The sequence below is a fragment of the Shewanella sp. TB7-MNA-CIBAN-0143 genome (assembly GCF_040310065.1).
Classification (GTDB): Bacteria; Pseudomonadota; Gammaproteobacteria; order Enterobacterales; family Shewanellaceae; genus Shewanella.
Genome location: NZ_JBEOPL010000138.1, coordinates 1 through 247 on the forward strand (window position 1 = coordinate 1; position 247 = coordinate 247).

General features: G+C 34.0%; 1 protein-coding gene. It reads right to left on the reverse strand.

The window, feature by feature from the left end; all coding sequences use genetic code 11:
- Positions 1-199: hypothetical protein (locus AAEY97_RS21435; protein WP_351001401.1), on the reverse strand; the 199-nt coding region annotated here is incomplete at its 3' end.
- Positions 200-247: the final 48 nt, after the last annotated feature.

The following is a 247-nucleotide window of genomic DNA, read 5'->3' on the forward strand; positions in this document are numbered from 1 at the left end:
GCTCACACCCCCACCAATGACGTTCCCTATTTTTAATATCATCGATATTCATGTAACCCTCTGTGTTTGAGAAAATATAACCTTCCCCATCACTAAGTCTTATAAAACAGAATGGCTCTCTATGCTTTATTTTATCGATAATTAAACTCTTAATCCTATCCTTTACCTCAGAGTTATGAAGTACATCCATAAACTGCATTTTATATCTTAGTTTATCGTAAACTGGAACAATAAGCTGGTTAAACTC